At 42.4% G+C, this 19888-nt stretch carries 20 protein-coding genes, 1 tRNA gene and 1 pseudogene; 12 read left to right on the top strand and 10 right to left on the bottom strand.

What is annotated here, in order from left to right; all coding sequences use genetic code 11:
- Window positions 1-31: 31 nt before the first annotated feature.
- Window positions 32-469, top strand: coding sequence for a thioredoxin TrxC (trxC, locus tag SJY28_RS01300; RefSeq protein ID WP_379543164.1), 438 nt, complete (start codon window positions 32-34; stop codon window positions 467-469).
- 171 nt (window positions 470-640) lie between these two features.
- Here trxC and SJY28_RS01295 read toward each other — a convergent pair whose 3' ends face one another.
- From SJY28_RS01295 to SJY28_RS01280, 4 genes are all read right to left on the bottom strand, one after another.
- Window positions 641-1036, bottom strand: a complete 396-nt coding sequence (locus SJY28_RS01295) for a hypothetical protein (RefSeq protein ID WP_057761508.1) — start codon at window positions 1034-1036, stop codon at window positions 641-643.
- 166 nt (window positions 1037-1202) lie between these two features.
- Window positions 1203-1562, bottom strand: coding sequence for a SirB2 family protein (locus tag SJY28_RS01290; protein ID WP_379543163.1), 360 nt, complete (start codon window positions 1560-1562; stop codon window positions 1203-1205).
- A gap of 74 nt (window positions 1563-1636) precedes the next feature.
- Complete coding sequence (locus SJY28_RS01285; RefSeq protein WP_379543162.1) at window positions 1637-1957, bottom strand: BolA family protein; 321 nt, start codon at window positions 1955-1957, stop codon at window positions 1637-1639.
- Between the two features lie 300 nt (window positions 1958-2257).
- Window positions 2258-3070, bottom strand: a complete 813-nt coding sequence (locus tag SJY28_RS01280; protein WP_057761502.1) for a M48 family metallopeptidase — start codon at window positions 3068-3070, stop codon at window positions 2258-2260.
- Window positions 3071-3600: 530 nt separating this feature from the next.
- Here SJY28_RS01280 and SJY28_RS01275 point away from each other — a divergent pair.
- Together SJY28_RS01275 and SJY28_RS01270 are read left to right on the top strand one after the other, a co-directional pair.
- A tRNA-Gly gene (locus SJY28_RS01275) sits at window positions 3601-3675 on the top strand.
- 210 nt (window positions 3676-3885) lie between these two features.
- Window positions 3886-5293: pseudogene (locus SJY28_RS01270) on the top strand (Na+/H+ antiporter NhaC family protein).
- 34 nt (window positions 5294-5327) lie between these two features.
- Here the strand turns inward: SJY28_RS01270 and SJY28_RS01265 are convergent.
- Window positions 5328-6233: a LysR family transcriptional regulator gene (locus SJY28_RS01265; RefSeq protein ID WP_201568728.1), complete on the bottom strand. Its 906-nt coding sequence runs from the start codon at window positions 6231-6233 to the stop codon at window positions 5328-5330.
- Window positions 6234-6370: 137 nt separating this feature from the next.
- Between SJY28_RS01265 and SJY28_RS01260 the strand changes: the two genes are divergently transcribed.
- From SJY28_RS01260 to SJY28_RS01250, 3 genes are all read left to right on the top strand, one after another.
- Window positions 6371-6751, top strand: a complete 381-nt coding sequence (locus tag SJY28_RS01260; protein ID WP_379543161.1) for a DoxX family protein — start codon at window positions 6371-6373, stop codon at window positions 6749-6751.
- 346 nt (window positions 6752-7097) lie between these two features.
- Window positions 7098-7811 carry a pirin family protein gene (locus SJY28_RS01255; RefSeq protein WP_379543160.1) on the top strand — a complete coding sequence of 238 codons (714 nt, stop codon included), beginning with the start codon at window positions 7098-7100 and terminating at the stop codon, window positions 7809-7811.
- A 105-nt stretch (window positions 7812-7916) separates the two neighbouring features.
- Window positions 7917-8528, top strand: a complete 612-nt coding sequence (locus SJY28_RS01250) for a nitroreductase family protein (protein ID WP_379543159.1) — start codon at window positions 7917-7919, stop codon at window positions 8526-8528.
- Between the two features lie 183 nt (window positions 8529-8711).
- Here SJY28_RS01250 and SJY28_RS01245 read toward each other — a convergent pair whose 3' ends face one another.
- The 3 genes from SJY28_RS01245 to nadR form a co-directional block, all read right to left on the bottom strand.
- Window positions 8712-9146, bottom strand: coding sequence for a DUF962 domain-containing protein (locus tag SJY28_RS01245; protein WP_379543158.1), 435 nt, complete (start codon window positions 9144-9146; stop codon window positions 8712-8714).
- 394 nt (window positions 9147-9540) lie between these two features.
- Complete coding sequence (gene pnuC, locus SJY28_RS01240; RefSeq protein WP_379543156.1) at window positions 9541-10272, bottom strand: nicotinamide riboside transporter PnuC; 732 nt, start codon at window positions 10270-10272, stop codon at window positions 9541-9543.
- Window positions 10273-10399: 127 nt separating this feature from the next.
- Window positions 10400-11458 carry a multifunctional transcriptional regulator/nicotinamide-nucleotide adenylyltransferase/ribosylnicotinamide kinase NadR gene (gene nadR, locus SJY28_RS01235; protein ID WP_379543155.1) on the bottom strand — a complete coding sequence of 353 codons (1059 nt, stop codon included), beginning with the start codon at window positions 11456-11458 and terminating at the stop codon, window positions 10400-10402.
- A 746-nt stretch (window positions 11459-12204) separates the two neighbouring features.
- Between nadR and SJY28_RS01230 the strand changes: the two genes are divergently transcribed.
- The 4 genes from SJY28_RS01230 to SJY28_RS01215 all read left to right on the top strand — a co-directional run bounded on the left by SJY28_RS01230 (window position 12205) and on the right by SJY28_RS01215 (window position 16556).
- Window positions 12205-12417: a PspC domain-containing protein gene (locus SJY28_RS01230; RefSeq protein WP_238052839.1), complete on the top strand. Its 213-nt coding sequence runs from the start codon at window positions 12205-12207 to the stop codon at window positions 12415-12417.
- A 460-nt stretch (window positions 12418-12877) separates the two neighbouring features.
- Window positions 12878-13864 carry a glycine--tRNA ligase subunit alpha gene (gene glyQ, locus SJY28_RS01225; protein ID WP_379544884.1) on the top strand — a complete coding sequence of 329 codons (987 nt, stop codon included), beginning with the start codon at window positions 12878-12880 and terminating at the stop codon, window positions 13862-13864.
- Between the two features lie 9 nt (window positions 13865-13873).
- Window positions 13874-15967: a glycine--tRNA ligase subunit beta gene (gene glyS / locus SJY28_RS01220; protein WP_379543154.1), complete on the top strand. Its 2094-nt coding sequence runs from the start codon at window positions 13874-13876 to the stop codon at window positions 15965-15967.
- Window positions 15968-16265: 298 nt separating this feature from the next.
- The gene (locus SJY28_RS01215) at window positions 16266-16556 is read left to right on the top strand and encodes a hypothetical protein (RefSeq protein WP_379543153.1); all 291 of its coding nucleotides are present in this window, start codon (window positions 16266-16268) and stop codon (window positions 16554-16556) included.
- Between the two features lie 78 nt (window positions 16557-16634).
- On the opposite strand, the gene SJY28_RS01210 is transcribed toward SJY28_RS01215, so the two are convergent.
- Window positions 16635-17096, bottom strand: a complete 462-nt coding sequence (locus SJY28_RS01210; RefSeq protein WP_201579181.1) for a cell division protein ZapA — start codon at window positions 17094-17096, stop codon at window positions 16635-16637.
- 108 nt (window positions 17097-17204) lie between these two features.
- Window positions 17205-17645, bottom strand: coding sequence for a hypothetical protein (locus tag SJY28_RS01205; protein ID WP_379543152.1), 441 nt, complete (start codon window positions 17643-17645; stop codon window positions 17205-17207).
- Between the two features lie 212 nt (window positions 17646-17857).
- On the opposite strand from SJY28_RS01205, the gene SJY28_RS01200 reads away from it, so the two are divergent.
- Both SJY28_RS01200 and argE read left to right on the top strand, forming a co-directional pair.
- Window positions 17858-18511 (top strand): UPF0149 family protein, encoded by a 654-nt coding sequence (locus tag SJY28_RS01200; RefSeq protein WP_057761477.1) that lies wholly within the window; start codon window positions 17858-17860, stop codon window positions 18509-18511.
- Window positions 18512-18559: 48 nt separating this feature from the next.
- Entirely contained in the window at window positions 18560-19828 is a 1269-nt protein-coding gene (gene argE / locus SJY28_RS01195) for an acetylornithine deacetylase (protein WP_379543151.1), read from the top strand.
- Window positions 19829-19888: the final 60 nt, after the last annotated feature.

The raw sequence follows: 19888 nt of genomic DNA, 5'->3' as shown, positions 1-19888 counted from the left end.
ATAACAAAATAATTAGAATAGGAATTAAATAATGAGTGAGCAAAGTTTTCATCTAGTATGCCCACATTGCCAAGCAACCAACCGTGTACCTGCTGCACGATTAAGCGCTGCGCCAAAATGCGGTAAATGTGGTCAGCCATTATTGACTGCCAGTCCGCATGAGCTAAATGCGCAAACAGTCAATAAGGTTATCCAAAAAAATGATGTGCTGACTATCGTGGATTTTTGGGCGAGCTGGTGTCAGCCTTGTATCATGATGGCGCCAGAGTTCAAGAGCGCTGCTAGCCAATTACCGCAGGTGGTCTTCGCTAAGGTACAAACGGATAAATACGAGCAGGCAGCCGCGCCTTACAATATTCGCAGCTTGCCAACGATGGTTGCTTTTAGAAATGGTAAGGAAGTCGCACGTCAATCAGGTGCGCTACCAAGTCATCAAATCATCCAGTGGGTGCAAAGCTTACAGTCTTAGTATTAGTCAGGCTAGATTGCTTATCATCCAAGCATTATGTTTTCTTATAAAAATCGCAGCAATAAAAAAGCCAATATGCGATCTGCATATTGGCTTTTTGCTATTTCATGTACTATTTTATGGTGTCATACACCATCTTGATCGTGCAGATAACTTTGCACTTGCTTAACCTTACTCACCATAAATCTTGATGCCATTGGCAAAGCTACAGCGCTGAATGCGCGCCGACTGGACAATTGCATCACGCTCACCGTAGAGACGCGATAATTTTGCATCACGTGCTTTGGTATTGTTACTTTTGCCTAGACCAAAGCTGATATTCGGCGAGATACCCCAGCGTCCGGCAGAGACACCAACACCGACGCCTGATGCCGATAGGGTAGATTGCTCATTGCGAGCCGCTTCGACATAGCGGTTGACGCGAGTGTACTCTTGGCTAAGTGCTTGGCAATTATAATTTTGATAAGTACTTGGCGGTACATATTGCGGGGTGATGTTACCAGTAGAGGCACAGCCTGAGAGCGCAAAAATGCCAGCTAGTAGTGTCGCTGTCGTAAACGTTTTCATAATGGCTCCAGTAGGCTAAGTGATTGTATTTATATCTATTTAAGATAGCAAAAATAGCGCAACTAAGATATTGAAAATCCATCGATGATGAAAAATTTTCGCATCATGTCATCAAAATATCGATAGCTTTCTAAAACGGTTGCTTAGTAATAAAGAAAATCGCTTATTAAAATAAGTTTGCTGGCTTGGCAATGGCAAGTATGACGATCCCGATATAAGCAACGGCAGCAATAAGGATACCTGTTTTTCTTTGCACAGGTGTCGCATCAACCTTAAACGCTTTGATACTTGAGCTAATAGCCGCGATCAGTAAGATGATTTTGGCAAATACCCACTGGACGGGAGCGTTGGCACCCATCAATTGCATTAGCATCATCGCACCTGACAGGATAAGTAGGGCATAGATAATATGTGTGGCTATTTTGACTGCTCGTGGTGCGCGGCGGTCTGCGCTGAGTACTAAGTAACTTTGATATAAAAATAGCACAACAGTCAGCGCTGCCATCAGCATATGTAGATGTTTCATTGAATATTGCTCCCTCTAAAACTGCAGTATATAGGCTAATTTAAAATATGTAGTTGCGATTCAAATCCAGTCGGCTATTTGTTTTGACCAGCACATAATGGACTCGCAGGGCTTTGACCTTGCCATTCTGTCGGAGTATAGGCATGGATAGCGAGGGCATGCACTTTGCCGCCTTGTGAAGTGAGCAAAGGCGTGACTAAGCCGTATATAAGCTGATGACGCCCGACCAGTCGTTTACCTTCAAATGCATCGCTAATGATAGTAAGTTTAAAGTGACTTTCTTTACCTTCAAAGTAACCGGCATGCGACATCGACTCATTGAGCAGTTCGATGTGCTGCGGCGCAAGCGCTTGTAATTCGGCATGAAGTGCGTCGGCAGTAGGTGTGGTACTCATAACAATCCTTCAATGTATTTTGCGCAATTTGATTGGGCAATCTGCAAATAATATTTATCGGTATTATAACAGACACGGTAAGCGGGATAGCGTGCGATTGCCAAATCGATCAATTGCAAATCCTGCCGATTACAGTACTTATCAACTACAATGCTTATCACCTGCAATGCTTGCCAATTATAAAACCTGTTATGTATGGCTATAACTAAAAAAGCAAAGCACAACACTGTGGCTGTACTTTGCTTCTATGATATCTAAACACGCACTGCTAAAGCGTAAAGGTAGCTAATTAGCTACTTATTAACGGCGCGACTGTTGATATAGAGGCGTAACTTTTGGCATCAATGACTGTAACTCTGCGATACGGCTGCTGCTCGTTGGGTGAGTGCTAAGGAATTGTGGTGGCTCACCTTGGCTGGCTTTTTGCATTTTTTGCCATAGGGTAACAGCCGCCTGAGGGTTATAACCTGCACGTGCCATCAGCTCAAGACCAATCTGATCGGCTTCGCTTTCTTGAGTGCGACTGTGGGGTAGGCTCAAGCCTAAATTACCAGCAGTACCAGCTAACTCAGCCTGTCCTTGTGATAGGCCAAATATACTAGCAGCCAGACCGATACCAGTTTGGGTTGCATACTCACGTGACAGACGCTCACGTGAATGCTCACGCAATGCATGAGAGATTTCATGACCCATAATGGCAGCAATCTCATCATCAGTGAGGTTCAGACGATCGATGATGCCTGAATAGAACATAATCTTACCACCCGGCACCACAAATGCATTTAGATCGTTAGACTTAATGGTGTGTACTTCCCATTGCCATTTGGCTGCATCAGCGCGGTAGACGCCAACTTGACCAACCAAGCGATTCGCAATATTTTTTAAACGGTTTAGTTGAGCGGTATTGGTATCTAGCACACCTTTTGATTTTGCGTCTTGTATTGTTTTAGCATAGCTTTGGGCAGATAGTGCTAATACTTGCTCACTAGACACTAATAGCAACTGCTGACGATCAACACCAACTGCGCCAGAATTGGTAGTGCTGGTACAACCAGTTAAGGTCAGTGCTGACAACGAAGCGGCCATCACTGTCGTGGTTAATAACTTCTTCATAAAAATATCCTCTCTATAAGTTGGAAAAACGTAAAGTCAAACAAGTTGAAAAATAGTGCAGCAGATATTGGAGCCGTGTTTATTAATCTTTTAGTAGTGCTCATTCATCCGCTTAAACAGTAAAAGTCTACCTTAACTGCCATTGGACATAAGTATAATAATGTTAACCACTTAAAACCAAGATAGGAAAAGTAACAATAAAGCGTATGATTGTAAGTGCGATATCTTTTTATTAGAGTAAAAATAGTAAGTTTTTCTTTTATCGATTGTCTTATGACCATTATGAAGCTAAAGGAAGTAGAGCTCAGACTTAAAGTCCTATAATTAATGTGAAATATTTTTCATTTAATTAAAATTAATTCCTGTTTTTAAATCAATTGCTTATGTTGATTTATCCGATAAAAAGGGCATTTAGCTAAAAATATTAGAAATAAATTCTAAAAAAGGTGTTGACACCCACAGAATATTTGCTAAAATAGCCAGCCTATCGAGACGGAGTAGTTGTTAACAACGCTGCGGATTGATACTAAGCGGGAATAGCTCAGTGGTAGAGCATAACCTTGCCAAGGTTGGGGTCGAGAGTTCGAATCTCTTTTCCCGCTCCAAATATGGCTTGAAAAAGCGCAAAAAGCCTCACTTCACAGTGAGGCTTTTTTTTATGTGTAAAATCTGTCCTAAGTCAGCTGATAGTGGAAGTATAGAAAGCAAAGGCTAAAGCTAACTATAAGTAGGACAGAGGTTATCAATATTGAAAAATGGATGTGCACACCCTAATACCTGAACGAATTAAACCTATAGCAACATAAGGGCATCCAATGCCACCAAAACCCCTCACATTAATCAGTGCCAAGCTCGCTTTTATTATATCCGCCATCGTCATCGGTATCATGGGTATCACCATGATCGGCTTTGGCTGGGTGCCTCATCTGTCTCTTATCCTCGCCATCTGTGTGCTACTGGCTATCGGTATGTACAAAGGTCTCAGCTTTGATGACATGCAAGCGCAAATGGCCTCAGGTGTCATGCGCGGTATTGGTGCCATCTATTTGTTCTTCTTTATTGGACTGATGGTTGCGGCTCTGATGATGTCAGGAGCGATTCCCACACTGATGTATGTAGGCTTTCAGCTTATCTCACCTGAGTATTATTATATCTCCGCCTTTGTCCTAACCTCCATTATCGGTATTGCCTTGGGTAGTAGTTTGACGACTGCTGCGACATTGGGTGTTGCCTTTATTGGTATGAGTAATGCCTTTGATGCCAATGTGGCGATAGCAGCAGGGGCAGTGGTATCAGGGGCGTTCTTTGGTGATAAGATGTCGCCATTATCTGATACCTGTACTATTGCTTCCTCTGTCGTTGGTATCGATCTGTTTGAGCACATTCGCAATATGATGTATACGACAGTCCCTGCGTGGATACTCACGGTGATCTTGTTTTGGATGTTCTCAGGACAAACGACTAGTGCTGATCTGAGTCAAGTGACTATATTGCAAGGTCAGCTGATAGACAGTGGTCTGGTGCATGGGTACTCGGTATTGCCGTTTGTGGTATTGGTTGGGTTAGCACTGTTTCGGGTCAATGCGATCTATACGATTATCTGTACTATAGCAGTGGCACTGATTATTACTTATATCCATAGTTCACCAAGCTTTGGTCAATTGGGTGGTTATCTGTTTGCAGGCTATGCCCCTGCTGAGTCATTAGAGTTGGGTGAGGTAGGTGGTATGCTGTCACGTGGCGGTGTACAGAGTATGTTCTTTACTCAGGCGATTGTGATACTGGCATTAAGCTTAGGTGGGTTATTAACGGCACTAGGGATTTTGCCAGCACTGCTATCTGGTATTAAGGATACACTCACGACTTCAGGAAGAGCTATCTTTGCGGCAGCGATGTCGGCACTAAGCATTAACGTGCTGATTGGTGAGCAGTACTTGAGTATTCTACTATCAGGTACGGCATTTCGCTCGAACGTTTGAGCGTCTACACCTACATCCTAAGAATTTGTCGCGGACGATTGAGGATGCGGGAACGGTGATTAATCCATTAGTGCCTTGGAGCGTGTGCGGGGTGTTTATCAGTCAGGCGTTAGGGGTGCCGGTATTAGACTATCTACCTTATGCGTTCTTCTGTTACTTGTCATTGCTACTGACGTTGCTATTCGGGTTCACGGGGCTGACGATTAGTCGGGTTAAAGAAGGGAAGGTGGCTCGTAGTCAGTAGCAATTGATATCGTTAGGAATAACAGAAACATGGACTAATACTGATCCCAGTACGGATTGTCACCGAATTGCTCGGCAATAAAATCAATCAAGTAACGACAACGCTGCGACAAAAAACGATTCTTTGGATAAACAGCATAAGCCGTTAGGGTTGGCAATTGATAGTGTTGGAAGACAGGTACAAGCTCGCCCAGCGCCAGTTGTTTATAAGCAATAAAAGTCGGTACAAAAGTAATCCCATGACCTTTGACTGCCAAATCCACTAAGAACTCACCATTGGTGGCTTTGATTTTGGCATCTATCGTACGATGATGACTTCTGCCTTCAGTATCCACCAAGTTTATACTATTGGTTTGACCGAGACTGTATTGCAACAGCGCATGGTTGTCTAAATCGTCTAGCGTCTCAGGCGTGCCCATTCTTGCTAAGTAGTCGGGACTGGCGCAAATCACACAACGAATCAATGCAAGCTGCTTGGCTTGATAGCTAGAATCTTGTAACTCGCCGATTCGAATGGCCAACTCATAGCCTTCTTCAATCAAATCGATACGTCGGTCAGAAAAATCCAGATCGAATCTCAGATTGGGATGTTTATTGGCGTATTTATCAATCACATCGTTCAGATGCATGAGTCCAAAGGACAACGGCGCTGTCATTTTTAGCGTACCTTCAATACGCATAGGAGCATCAGTAGCATGCTCATTGACAGCGTCAACCGCACGCAAGATATTGTTCACTTGCTGATAGTATTGCTCGCCAGCTTGCGTCAATTTAGATTGGCGGGTAGTACGGCTGATTAGTTGACTGCCTAAACGTTCTTCCAATTCTTTAAGTCGGCGACTGACGGCTGATTTTGCAATATTTAACTGCTCAGCAGCCTTGGTAATACTACCTGCCTCAACAATGCGTACAAACATCGCCATGTCTTCTAATTGACCCATTATCGATGCCTCATGATTGTTCTTACACCAAGAACTTATATTTGTGATTATTGCTGTTTATCCCATGCTAGTCAACGCCTATAATCGCGCTATTCTCTACTTAGAGACATGATTAAACACACTTTTGGAGCATTATTATGGACAAATTACAGCAATTGAGCGCACCGCTCGGTCGTCTATTATTATCAGTCATTTTCATCTTTGCAGGCATTGGTAAAATCACAGATTATGCGACTACTCAAGGCTATATGGAGTCAGTAGGTGTGCCTGGTATGTTACTACCATTGGTAATCGCGTTTGAGGTACTAGGTGGTATCGCTATCTTGCTAGGTTATAAAGCTCGCCTGAGTGCCATGCTATTTGTAGGTTTTAATATAGTATCAGCCATTATTTTTCACCAGTTCTGGGTTGATGAATCGCAAATGAATTCATTTATGAAGAACGTCGCGATAGCTGGTGGATTTTTGATGATTTTTGCTCATGGTGCGGGTGTTTACTCAATAGACAATAAGCGATAAACAATCAGTAGCTGAGTTACCTCTTATACGCTTACGAAGAACAATCATGAATGGGTACTTTCAAATAAAGAGCGTCATGAACATTTTCACAGAAAATCTCAACAGCAGACAGTTTTTTATATAAGCATAACTTAAAGTAATTTATATAAAGTTAGCTGTGCTAATATATGTAAAAAATCAATATTACGTTAAAACTGCTCTGATTGTTCTACAAAACAGAATAGTTAATTGCATTTAGCGTTGTTTATCTATGTAGAATTAATAATTATAATAAGCCCATTGTTTAAATAGATTAATCGATAATAAGTATATATAGGATTAATCTGTTGATAGCTAAGGATAAATAATGAAAACAATCTATCATGCAGCAGACTCACGTGGCGATGCCAATCATGGCTGGCTTAAAAGTAGACATACCTTTAGCTTTGCCAATTATCACAATCCTGAGCGTATGGGCTTTGGTGCCTTACGCGTTATTAATGATGATTTTGTCATTGGCGGTCAAGGGTTTGGCAATCACTCGCACCGAAACATGGAAATTATCAGTATTCCTCTATCCGGCAAGCTCGCTCATGGCGACAGTATCGGCAACGAGGGCGTCATAGAGACTGGTGAAATTCAAGTGATGTCAGCGGGTACAGGCATTACCCATAGTGAAATGAACGGTGACGATGCAGAGGCTGTGAGGTTTTTGCAAATTTGGGTGATGCCAAACAAAATGAATGTCGCACCGCGTTATCAGCAGGTGCATATGGGCGATATCCTGCGACCTAACGAGTTTAGCCAAGTGCTATCATCTAATGCCGATGATGTAGGGGTTTGGATTCATCAAGATGCTTGGTTTAGCATGGGTGATTTTGACGAAGGTATATCGCAAACTTACCAGTTAAATAATCCTAACAACGGTGTCTACGTATTTGTCCTCAGCGGTGAAGTCGTGATAAATGGCCAAGTCCTGTCTGCTCGTGACGGCCTTGGCATTTGGGATATTCAGAGCTTTACGATGGACGCAACAGTAGCTAGCCGTGTGCTAGTGATGGAAGTACCACTATTTATGTAGTCAAGAACAAAGCTCTTTATCAATTAAAGCACTTATATCAATAACCATTAACGCTAAAAATTATTTTTATTAACAATTATTTTACTAACAATATGGAGAAACACTATGTCAGATTTAACAACACTACAGCAGCTAGCAGAGAAACGTCGTTCTATCTATGCGCTAAGCAACCAACTGCCAGTAGCTAACGACGAAATCGTGAAAATAGTTGAACATGCTATTTTGCACACGCCATCGTCGTTTAACTCGCAATCTACGCGTATCGTTGTATTGTTTGGCGATGATCATCGTAAGTTATGGGATATGACCGAAGATACATTACGCGAAATCGTTGGTGACGAAGATAAGTTCAAATCGACCAAAGAGCGTGTCAATGGTTTCCGTAACGGTGCTGGTACGGTACTGTTTTTTGAAGATCAAGCAGTCGTCAGAGGCATGCAAGAAGCAGCGCCACTATATGCTGACAACTTCCCAATCTGGGCAAGTCAAACCAGCGCCATGCATCAATATGTTATCTGGACGGCACTAGCCAGTATCGATGTTGGTGCAAACTTACAACACTACAATCCAGTAATCGATCAAAAAGTAGCTAGCGCTTGGGATATCGATAAAGACTGGACGCTAAATGCACAATTGGTATTTGGAACGATTGAGCAGCCAGCGGGCGAAAAAGCATTCAAGCCAGTTGAAGAGCGTATGAAAGTTTTTGGTGCTTAATATAAGCTAGTTTATTCTATTTTATACAGTCCTAAAAGCTTACGTAAACAAAGCGCCACTCAGTAATTGCTGGGCGGCGCTTTTTTATTGGTGACATTCTTTTGTTGAGGGTCAAGATTGTAGAGGTTATCAATAGCCTGCAGCTAAGCTACATTCTTACAGAGATTGCGCAGAAATTGACGACTATTTGCGTTGCATCAAACTATTAGCCACCCATGCTGGACCAATTAACAAAAACTGTAAATCTTTAAAGAAAGAAGGTTTTTTGCCTTCGATTTTATGACCAATGAACTGGCCAATCCATGCAACGACAAATACCGCTGCCCATGCTTTAAAGCCCCATGGCATCGCTGCCATCACTGACAGACAGATAAGAATAAATATTCCCATTGCTAAAAACAGCGGCGTAGATAAACGCATATAAAACAGTAATACCAATGCGCTAAGCACCAAGGTAAACCACACAGATAATGACATACCCATACCTAGCAGACTGACAAAGATAGTTGGCACACATAGCCAATGGATTTTTTTATTGACCAAGTTTTGGTGACTGACAGAGTACTCACTAAGCCATTGCTCTAGCGTACGTTTGGACATTTTTGGTTGACGAGACATACTAACCTCCCTGTTAGTAAATAAGATGAGTAACTCATACTCGCTAATGGACTCGCTACTAAACTCAATGCGAAGATGATTGTTAATATCAGTTGTAGCACTAATTGCGCCTGTCTACCATGTTATCTGATAGACGGCACAGTCAAGCTCACTCGTACTAGGGCGTGTCCTCAATTCAATCGATAATTATCTAAATGGGTTAAAAATGGCTAAATCTTGCCAAACGGTGTCAAATAGCTGACTAATATCTCGATATTATCTGCGCCATTTTCCTTGTTTGACGGCAATTTATCTCATTTTTATCACCATTTTTAAAATGAGGACACGCCCTAATAGCAATATGTCAGCAAGATTTTATTCAAACTCCTAAGGGTTCTTTTGTATAAGAGACGCGTTATCCTTGCTCGCTGCGATGCCATTCATAGAGGCCGATAAAAGCGTTTACTTGATACACCATAGTCTGAATAGCAAAAATATAGTTGCCAGACATCAGATTCACAATGAGCCAAACAAAATTGACGATAATCCACAACCACCAGTTAAATGAATAACGCAGAATCATAGCTGCCTGAGCGGTAATAGAAAGCACAAAGGCAATCACATTAATCCAAAAGAAAGAGATAAATCCCAAAAACAGACTACTATCATCTTGTACGACCGCATAACCATAGCTTGCTAATAAGTCATTTACCGTAGGGAACAGTGCAAGTCCAACGATGATAAATGCAGCAGTGATTAACCAGACAGCTTTACTTGCTGATTTAGGTATCATGTCGCCATCAGGATCGGTGTGTTTGGACCAATAGAAGATACCGTAAACATGGGTAAAAAAGTTAAATAATGGAGCAAGCATCAAACCAACTGCGCCAGACGTTGCCTGTACGATGACTTCGCCAGCCGTTGCCCCCATACCAAAGCCATTGCCCATAACGTTTTTGCGGAATGATAGCGAGACCACGCAAACCAAACCAATGAACGAGACCGCTAAATAAAACCAGTCAAGCGTGGTATGGTCTGTCGTGAGCCAAAAACCTGCGGATAAGGCAAGAACACCACAAATAAACCAAATGATAATCCATTGCATTGCCCATTTTCCGGTGATGTTGTCCAATAGCTGAATACGCATCGCTTTTCCCCTAAAGTAAATACTGATATCAATATAGTGCTAACTACCATGCGCTAGTTGAATAAAGTGTGCATGTTAAATAACATGTGCTAGTTGAATAAATTATTATAAATATGCTCAGTACAGCTTATGATTTTTTGCCATAGATATATTGATCAATAAATAGTAGTGCTTGCTGATAGCGAGCATCATAGTCGGGCTGATCGATCATATGCGGCGCAATATCGTGACGTGCAAAAATATCTATCAGACGCTGCTCAAAGCGTCCACGAGCTTCAGGCGTGCCCAAAGATCGCATACCATCATCAACCCATGGCGTATTGTTATCTAGCATGATGGTGTGGTCTAAACGAAACTCATCAATACAAGCAGCTACAAAAGGATGCGTGCGACCTTCATACTCTTCACAAAATGCTTGCGTAGTGACAAAGTCAGTATCAACGATGGTGATAGGGGCCGTTGCATTGGCTTTAGCTTCTCGGATTGCCTCAGCATGGTCGAGACAAATAGGGCCATAATCACTGTACTGTAATCCAACCTCGCTACCACCCAAATCTGTACTGACATATAGGCGACCCATTTCTAGGGCAAAGCTAGCACCATAATAATTGGCAAGCTTATGGACTAGCGTTGTCTTACCTGAGCTTTCACCGCCGACGATAGCGACAGTCTTGGTATAGTCGACGCGCGCTTGTGGGTGAAGTGCTGACCAATGGGCAACTGGATCACGCGCAATCGCATAAGAATCAAATTCCGGCTGTAGCGGCGTAGTAACGACTGGCAAAAGCAACTGCTCTTGTATGTCATTGCGAGTGAGCGGATGGTTGTCTGCCATAAACAATACAGTCTCTGCTGACAGTGATAGTGCGTCCATTAAGCGTTGCAATTTGGCATTACTAGTAGTGACGTCGATACTGACACCATCGCTAGTGCTATACAGATGTTCGTGCAGCGGTAGCTCGATCTCATGAGTAGTATGAATATGAATAAATGGCAAGTCGGCACAGGCCATCTGTAGCCAACGCGCTTTGTCTTGTAGGGTAATGGTAAAATCAGGATGCGGCGATGGATGCGCCATAATGACGATATGCAAGGTTTTGGCTTGTCCTGCTGCATCCAATATGCTGCGCATCTGTCCTAAATGTAGGGGCTCGAAATGTCCAATCATTAATCCAGTATCGTACATAGTTATCCTTATTATTTTTTTATTCTAATCTCAGTGTTCTATGTCTATTCCAAAAAATATGGCTGATGCTGTCTAAGTTAAATGATCCAAACTAGACATCTATCAAGATCCAAAGCAGAAATCTATTAAGAATCGTAATACCAACCACGTTCTTTACTTCTACTATTCTTCGTAAAGGTATTCTTATCTAATAGTTGAGCACTGTCCTAACTTTCATCATGGAATATCTGAAATCTGAGTTGCTTATCAGCATGGTATAAAGGTTTTGGAGGATTTGCAGGTGGGTTATTGTAAAAATAAGGTATATCGGATGTACAAGGAATCGCAGGTTTTTTAATTGAGAGTTCTTTTAATCGAGTAAAATTGGTCAGCTAAAAGATTATTCAGACTATCAAAAGTTTGACTCGATTTTAGCGTTATAAAGCGAGCTTATCTCTTTGATTAAATTAAAAATAATAAGATATGTAAAGCTAGATTGCAAGGTTATAGCAACAAAGGTAGTTTTGAAACATTTTGAAATAACTATTTAAAATCAGGGGCTTGCATGGTGCTATGACAGATTAGGGTAAGCTTGAGTAGCATAAACTCACAAAGTACTGCTATACCTTCAACAGATAAATCCTGAATTATTGATATACTGATTCGTAAGTTAGCAAAGTAAGATAATGTTTTAGCTAAATACGTAAGAAAATCAGAAAAATAGACTAAAAAAATAAACAAGAATAGAAAATAGAGAGGTATTTGATTTGGCTAAGTTAGCAAAATTACATCGCTCACCAAACAATCGCATGATAGCAGGTGTGATGGGTGGCATTGCAGAATATGCTGGTTGGTCACCAACATGGGTGAGAGTATTATTTGTCATTATCTCATCGTTAAGCGCAGCAGTACCAGGCATTTTGATTTATATCATCCTATGGATAATTATGCCAAAAGCCAATAATCAGTCTTATCAATAATGGGAGCCTAATAGTTATTTTTAAAATTAGGTTTTCTGAACCAGTTAAAGAGTCAAGTTTAAGTTAGACATAGTTGCTAAAAACAGTAGACCTCCAAAAAATAAAAAGCCTGATCAATCAGGATGCCCAAGATACAATTTTCCTCCTGCCCGAATGCTAGCGCATTTGGGTATTTTTTTATTCATGGTATTGGTACGACTTCCATGATGATTTGCCTGAAAATATGCTATACAACTGAGATTTTGTGCTCGCTATGCAAATTTAGTTGATGTAAATATGGATAAAATAGTCAATTTTTAGTAAGGTGAGCAGGCAGATAGAGTCGTTGCCGAATAGGTCGCGCGTGCGCTATCAGAGATTTATTTAATAATACTCATTTCACAGTGGCTTTACTATGAAAACCGAAACTATGACATCCCAAGCGATAACCCCGATGACACAAGATAAAGACTCTCAACCGATGACTTTTCAAGATTTAATCTTAACTTTGCAAAATTATTGGGCCGACAAAGGCTGCGTTGTATTGCAGCCTTACGACATGGAAGTCGGTGCAGGTACTTTTCATACCGCGACGTTTTTGCGCTCATTAGGTCCTGAGCGCTGGAATGCGGCCTATGTACAGCCATCACGTCGTCCTACTGACGGGCGCTATGGTGATAACCCAAACCGCCTGCAGCATTATTATCAGTTCCAAGTTGTACTAAAGCCAAATCCACCGAACATCCAAGAGTTGTATTTGGATTCACTACGAGCCATTGGTATCGATCCATTAGTGCATGATGTGCGCTTTGTAGAAGACAACTGGGAGTCGCCAACGCTTGGTGCGTGGGGACTTGGTTGGGAGATTTGGCTAAACGGTATGGAAGTCACGCAGTTCACGTACTTCCAGCAAGTCGGCGGTATCGAGTGCTTCCCAGTCACTGGCGAAATCACTTACGGGCTTGAGCGTTTGGCCATGTATGTACAAGGCGTTGATAGCGTTTATGATTTGGTCTGGGCAGACGGTGAGTTTGGTCGTGTGACTTATGGCGATGTTTTTCATCAAAACGAGGTCGAGCAGTCTACCTACAACTTTGAGCACGCTGATGTGCCGATGATGGGCGAGATGTTTGATTTTTATGAGCAGCAAGCCGACAAGTTGGTCGATGCAGGACTGCCATTGCCAGCGTATGAGATGGTATTAAAAGCATCTCATGCGTTTAACTTGCTTGATGCACGTGGCGCTATTTCAGTGACTGAACGTCAGCGTTTTATCCTACGTGTACGTACGCTTGCTCGTAAGGTCGCCATTGGTTATGTCGAAGCTCGTGCCAAATTGGGTTTCCCATTGGCTGATGAAGAACATCGCCAAGCGGCGCTTGATAAGTATTTGCCAAAAGAAGACGTGGCAGCAGACGGCATAACAAAAGAAACTACTGACACTAACCAATCTACTAACGATAAATAGGAGCATCCCATGAGTACTATTCTATTTGAACTGGGGTGTGAAGAGCTACCTCCAAAAAGCCTAAAACCATTACGTGATGCACTACAAACCAGTGTCACTGAGCAATTGACGGCAGCAGACATTACTTTTGATAGCATCAAAGCCTTTGCTGCTCCGCGCCGTTTGGCAATTCAGATTCAAGGTATTAGCGATAAGCAGCCTGATCGTACAGAACAAAAACGTGGCCCTGCGATTAAAGCGGCGTTTGATGCAGAGGGTAACCCAACACGTGCGGCCATGGGTTTCGCCAAAGGTTTGGGTATTGAAGCTAGCGAGCTAACGACGATTAATACCGATAAAGGTGACTATGTCGGTTTTGAGCAGACTATCCGTGGTCAAGCGACAACTGAGCTACTGCCTGCTATTTTTCAAACCGCGCTAGATAATTTGCCAATTGCTAAGCGTATGCGCTCAGGTGCTAGCCGTAACGAGTTTGTGCGTCCAGTACAGTGGGCAGTATTGATGCAGGATGATACTGTCATCGATGCCACTATCCAAGGTCATCAGACTGGTACACAAACGCGTGGTCATCGCTTCCATAGCCCTGACTATCACAATATTGCTCATGCCAATGATTATGAGCAATTGCTAGACGGTCTAAAAGTGGTGGCAGATTTTGATAAGCGTCAAATGCTGATCAAAAACCAAGTAAAAGCGTTGGCGGATGAAGTTAATTCTGACGCCATCGTACCGCAAGATTTGTTGGACGAAGTCACCGCATTGGTCGATTTTCCCATTGCGCTACGAGCGAGCTTTGAAGCGCGCTTTTTACAAGTGCCGCAAGAAGCACTTATCTCGACTATGCAAGCGGATCAAAAGTATTTTTGCTTGACTGATAAGACTGGCAAATTGCAGCCGTATTTCATTTTTATTACCAATATTGAATCAAAAGATCCTAACCAGATTATTGAAGGTAATGAAAAAGTTGTGCGTCCACGTTTGGCTGATGCAGAGTTTTTCTTCTTGCAAGATCAAAAACAGCCATTGTTTGCGCTTACAGAAAGCCTAAAAAATCGCGTATTCCAAGATAAATTGGGGACGATTTGGGAGAAGTCTGAGCGTATTGCTAAACTGGCAGCATTCATCGCCACGTTGATGCAGCAGCAAGGCCATGATATTAATGTTGATGAAACCGTACGTGCGGGCATTTTGTCTAAAGCAGATTTGGCCAGCTCGCTCGTCGGCGAGTACCCTGAATTACAAGGTATCGCAGGTACTTATTATGCACGTTTGAATGATGAGCCAGAAGCGGTCGCCGCCAGTTTAGAAGAGCAGTATCTGCCTAAGTTCAGTGGCGATGTGCTACCACAGACACCGATTGGCATTTGCTTAGCGTTAGCGGATCGTTTAGATACATTGGTTGGGATCTTTGCGATTGACCAAGCACCGACAGGTTCAAAGGATCCATTTAGCTTACGTCGTTCTGCCATTGGTATTTTACGTATTCTCATTGAAAAACAGCTACCGATTAACTTGGTAGCATTCGTTGAGCAGGCAATTAAGAACTACACTACGGAAGAAGGCAGCAAGATTACCAAAATGGGCGATACCTTTACCCAAGTTATGGCGTTCTTGAACTCGCGCTATCGTGCGATGTATACCGAGCAAGGTGTCAGTGTTGATACGATCCAAGCCGTACAAGCGATTAACCCGCATATGCCGCTAGATTTTGATCAGCGTATCCGTGCCGTGCAAGCGTTTAGCGAGTTGTCACAAGCGTCAATGCTAGCCGATTCAAACAAGCGCGTTGCCAACATTTTGGCCAAGTCAGAAGTGAGCGTGGCTGATACAGTCGATGAAACTCTACTGTCTGAATCTGCTGAGCAAAACTTATATGCAAATGTGCAGCAAGCACAGACAGTGGTACAACCATTGCTGGAGCAAGCAGACTATACGCAAGTATTGCAAACACTGGCTAGCTTAGATGAGCCGTTGACCCAGTTCTTTGATCAAGTAATGGTCAATAGTGAAGATGCTGCACTTAAAAACAATCGCTTGGCATTGCTAAAGCAGGTTCGTGCCTTGTTCTTGACGGTAGCTGATATCAGCGAGCTACAGCTGTAACTCTGCTAAAAGCTGATAGTTACTTTAACCTAATTATTGTTTTAACTTGATGGTTACTTTTGATAAAAAACCTGGCTTATCATGGCCAGGTTTTTTTATTATAAAGTTGACTGATTTGTTAATAGGTTTATCTAGTGGATATAACTCGTCCGTTAGCGCAATCAGCAATTAAACGGTAAAGGCATTGTATTGTCGCTATTATTGACGGTAAAATTTATGCTATCAAAACGTCTTAAATAATCTTATTTAGTAGATTTCATTATTTCTCACGTTTACCCGTAATCGAAGGAGCACTGCCGTGTTTGCTGTTATTATCGTCATCCTTATTATTTGGGCTTCAATGTGGGCTTTTTATAAGTTTATGTACCCACGTGCGCCTAAAAGCATGATGCCAAAAGAAGGGGATGTGACCACTCCGCGTCAGTGTAATTTCTGTGGCAACAGCTTGGCTGAGTATCGCGGCGTACTCGAAACCAAACCAAGTACAACTATCGATAGCGATGTTGAAGCGAACCAAGAGTTATTCTTTTGCAATTATGAGCATCAGGCAGACTTTCACGCAGGCAAGACCTACACGCCTTATGCATAAATAGATAAATGATTGACCATAAAAAAGCGCCTAACTTTATTGGCTAGGCGCTTATGTGTTTAATACAGTACGATGCATCTATAGAATAGAATGAGCGTCTTTCATAATTTTATTGAGCAATGCCTCAGACTGTTTATCTTTCTGCAAACGATCTTCATCACTTCTTTGATTGGCATGGATTTTTTCATATAGGTTCAAGCAGCACAGTACCAGTATGCTTTCTTGGCTAAGGCTTGGCGCATCTCTTTTTAGATCGAGCGCATAGTTGTTGATATACGAAACCGCTGACAGTAGCTCTTCTTGCTCATGTACTGGACAAAAGATTGGATAAGTAACCCCAGCAATCGCAATATCAACTTTTTTGATTTGTGGTTCTGGCGCTTTAGGTGTTTTGGTATTAGATTGTGCCATGGCGCTTGATATATTCGATGCTGCTGGTGTCGTTTTTTGCGCTGGTACTGTCGCACTTGTTACTGGCGCACTTGGCGCTTGAGTATTTTTTGGTTGTTTTTCTATCGATTTGCTTTGGTCATCGGTCATGATAAATCCTACAATGTCTGGTCAGTGAAATGAGTGATATCAGATTTTATAAATAGCGTTTGGCAATTTAATAAGCAGTACGTCTTTGCTATCTGCTACAAGAATGCGTTAGCCTTCTGCTTGATCGATACGGGTTAGGCGCTGTAATACGACTTGCGTACGCTCGGCTGCCAATTGGTTCTTCTTTTGCAGTTCACTGTTTTGTTGTTTGATATCGCTATACTGCTGCTTTAGCTCATTATTGTGTTGTTGCAGCTCGCTGTTTTGTTGTTGTAATTGGCTGATCTTTTTTTGCAGTTTGTCTTGTTCTTCACCGATCATATGGTGCGCTTCTGCAAGACTTTGATAGCGCTTGTCGAGATCGTTCAGTTGTTTTTTGGCACCGTCACGTTCGTTATGACTGTTATCTAATTTGGTTTTTAGTGCGGCAAATTCTTTTGAATCAGTAACAGGGTGTTGTTTTAAGCTGCTAAGTTCAGCACTGACAAGCTGATACTGTTTTTTGATGTCGAGTACCATTTTTTCTAATATTCTAAGTTGATCATACATAGTCAGTTTTTATCCTTAACAAGTAAGCGTGAATGAATTTTGTTCGCTGCATTTAATAATGCCATAGGTGACCGCATAATATCTATATCAACAAAGTAATTACAAGCATCAGGCTTTGTCTTTTCACTTTTATTTATCGATGACTTGTCTATGACATCTTATCGCGACTATTTTTATTTTATGAGCAGTAATCAATTACTAGGACATCTATTATGAATGATAATATCTCTGGCTGGAATACTTGGCTGACCGCGTTTGATGATTGGACTGACGTGTCTATCAGCGAAGTGCATGGCATGATGACAGGGCTTATGACGGCTTGTAATGCACCCGACGAAGCAACTTGGGCTAAGGTGTTTGAAGAGCTCAGCTTTGCTCCATTACCAGAGCCTGCATTGACCTTGCTAACAGAAGAAGCGGAAGACATTGTGTTTCAGCTAAAAGACAAAGATGATGCCTACGCGTACATGCCGCTCATACCAGATGATGAACATGATTTATACGAGCGCGTGATGGCGTTGAAACAGTGGGCAAACGGTTTTATGACCGGTTTTGGTATTACCGATTGTGGTTTGACCAGTGAAGAAAACGAGATGTTATCTGATTTGGCTAAGATTGGCGCAATTCGTCTCGAAGATGATGAGGATTTTGAAGGTGGGGAAGAGTCTTATCTTTATATCTATGAATTTGCTCGTATGGTACCAGTAAGCTTTGCCACGCGTAAACGCAAGGCTGTCAAAGACATCGCGCTCATCGCTGGTTTGTCTATCGATGCCAAAACAACCAAAGAGCTACAGGCAGAAGGTAAGTTACCAAAACCAATGCCGCCAGTGGTTGATGTGATGAATCATAACAATCCATCATAAGGCAGCTCTGACACATCATAGTTCTGAAAATTGTAGTAAGGATATTTTATGATCCAAGATAACAGTAGTAATAGCGATAACGTTGATAATAGCAGCGATGTTCAGCTGAAAAGTGTCGAACATCCTACTCAAAGCCTTGATTGGCTAACACGTCTCATCGCCTTTGATACGGTCAGTCGTCACTCTAATTTGGCTTTGATTAACGATGTAAAGTCTTATTGTGAGCAGTTGGGTTTGACGGTAGATTTGACCTTTAATGAAGCTAAGACCAAAGCCAATTTGTTTGTGACTGTACCAGCTGGTGAAAACGCTGATATTATCAATAACGGTCTGGTCTTATCAGGTCATACCGACGTTGTGCCAGTTGATGGGCAAGCGTGGTCTTCAGAGCCATTTACCGCGACGATACGTGGTGATAAGCTATATGGTCGCGGTGCGTGTGATATGAAGGGCTTTATCGCTTGTGCGCTAACGATATTGCCGCAAGCCGTGCAGTTATCGAACAGCGGTCAGCTACGTCGTCCGTTGCATTTGGCATTATCGTTCGATGAAGAGGTTGGCTGCTTGGGTGCGCCATTGATTTTGGCAGACCTAAAAGCACGTGGTATTACGCCTGATTATTGTATCGTTGGTGAGCCAACTAACATGGCTATGGTAGTTGCACATAAAGGCATCGCGGTTTATCGTTGCCGTGTACACGGCAAGTCGGCTCATTCCTCATTAATCGCACAGGGTGTCAATGCTATTAGCTACGCCAGCAGATTGGTTGGCTATGTAGATACGCTTGCTGAAGAGCTGAGTGCTCGTGATGATAACGATGCCTTATTTACAGTGCCTTATTCGACACTGTCAGTAGGTACCATACATGGTGGTACAGCGACCAATATCGTACCTAACTTATGCGAGTTTACTTTTGACTATCGTAACCTGCCGCACATGACGCAAGACGATATACTAGCGCCCATTCAGGCAAAAGTCGCTGAGCTAAATGCGCAAATGCAAGCGCGCGCGCCAGAGACCGGTATTGAGCTAATGCAAGAAGAAAGCGTCCCCGCCATGACAGATGACGATAGTGCTGAGTTGCAATCATTGATCGCTGCGCTGACAGGAGATGATGAGCGTCATAAAGTGGCTTATGCGACTGAAGGCGGTCAGTTTACCAATGCAGGTATCCCAACGATTATCTGCGGCCCTGGTAGTATTGAACAGGCGCACAAAGCGGATGAGTATGTGAAGCTTAGCGAAATTGAACGCTGCGATGCATTCTTAAAGAAGCTATTAGATAGCTGTACGACTCAGCCGTCTATGCAGTCATAATTATTCAGTAGAAGGCGCGTAGTTTCTTTAATGATTTTTTCGAGACTTCTTTGACATACA

This window comes from Psychrobacter sp. R86515 (assembly GCF_042466315.1).
GTDB lineage: Bacteria > Pseudomonadota > Gammaproteobacteria > Pseudomonadales > Moraxellaceae > Psychrobacter.
This window is presented reverse-complemented; position numbering and strand designations above follow the sequence as displayed.